Source organism: Winogradskyella sp. UBA3174, assembly GCF_002364335.1.
Classification (GTDB): Bacteria; Bacteroidota; Bacteroidia; order Flavobacteriales; family Flavobacteriaceae; genus Winogradskyella.
On sequence record NZ_DEXW01000070.1, the window covers coordinates 1 to 1574 of the forward strand.

Annotated in this window: 1 protein-coding gene and 1 pseudogene; both read left to right on the top strand. The window is 31.0% G+C overall.

Annotated elements, in window-relative coordinates; genetic code table 11:
• Positions 1-417 precede the first annotated feature (417 nt).
• Positions 418-999 (top strand): TlpA family protein disulfide reductase, encoded by a 582-nt coding sequence (locus tag B2U95_RS13670; protein WP_296317129.1) that lies wholly within the window; start codon positions 418-420, stop codon positions 997-999.
• Between the two features lie 171 nt (positions 1000-1170).
• Positions 1171-1574, top strand: a pseudogene (locus B2U95_RS13675) (alpha/beta hydrolase); the annotation flags it as partial.

The following is a 1574-nucleotide window of genomic DNA, read 5'->3' on the forward strand; positions in this document are numbered from 1 at the left end:
TGACTGGAATACGATAGATGGTGAACTTAAAATGAAAACGGATAGATATCCAACTACCAAAGATTTGTTAGGCTATTTTAGAGCTGTTTCACCAAGCCATCAAGAACATATAGTTACCGACCTTTTTGAATCTGTTGGTAAATTAAAAACGAATTAAAATTATATAATTTGGCGTCATAAAGAACTGTAAGCTTTACGTATTGAAGGAAAGAAATACCATAGCGTTATTTTTCGAAAATGTAAAAAAGAAGAAACAAACATAACAGTTGCTAACATTGGCTATAGTTCATTGCGCTGGAATTTTCCGCTGAAAAATTCCTTCACTTTTACTATCTTAGTACGTTAACATTAAGTCGGTCAATGTTTTCACAACGAAACCATAACCGATTCGTTGTGCAACATTTAAAAAAACTGACAATGAACAATATAAGACTGATATTCTTAATAATCTTGACTTCCATATTTGAAACATCATTTGGTCAAAACAGCAATTGCCAACTAACTAAAAGCGCATCAGAAAAAATATTTACTGTTGACAAAAATGATATACTTTGTTTAGCAATGAATTCGGAAAAGGAAAAAACATTAGTATATACCTTTGGAATTTGGTGTGCTCCTTGCATAAAACATTTACCAAACGCAATTAAGCTTGCAAGAGAGTATAATCTCGATTTTTATGTATTGCTAATGGACAAAGAGAATAGCGATAAAGAATTAAACGCCATTGAATTTTTAAAACAAATACAAGAAAAAATCAAATTTGAAATTAAAGTAATTAACTTAAAGGACGAAAATGGAAGACCTAATAAAAAATATAAACATTTTTTAAGAGAAATTACACCACCAGAATTCGAAAATATTAATGATATGTCAAAATATATAATATTGGACAAACTTGGCAATGTTCTGATGGTAACCAATTGGAAAGATAATAGAGAAAATGATTGGGAGGATGATTCCAAAATGATTGAAAAAAGAATTAAACCAATTCTGAAATAGAAGGCAAAAACGTTGCATAACACCGTGTTTAAGCCATTGCTGAGTCTGTGCCTATCTGGAAAATTCTTGGGGATTTTAGAGCAGAGTTTTGTACTTTTAATGGCTAGTGCTTTAACATGCAAGGGCTCATACACATCAACATTGTTGTACGTCATTTAAAACTGATAACAAATGAAAAGAATACTAATCCGAATTTCGAAAATAATAGGAATACTCATAATCGTTTTATACGTAACTGTTTGTGCGTTGTTCTATTTCAACCAAGAAAAATTTGGTTTTCATCCAACCAAGTTGACTGCTGATTATGAATATGATTTTAAAGGAAACTTTGAAGAAATCAACCTTAAAACCGAGGATGGAGTAAATATTAACACTTTACTTTTCAAAGCAGATAACTCTAAAGGAGTCGTCTTTTATTTACACGGTAATGGTGGATCTCTAAAACGGGTTGAAAAACGAGCTGCTTTTTACACAAGCCTTGGATATGATTATTTTAGGGCAGATTATAGAGGTTATAATAAAAGTGAAGGTTCTATAAATAGTGAAAGTCAATTGCATCAAGATAATCAGATGCT

Coding starts and splice junctions, on each gene's coding strand:
- B2U95_RS13670 (WP_296317129.1), top strand. CDS start 418: ATGAACAATATAAGACTGATATTCTTAATAATCTTGACTTCCATATTT.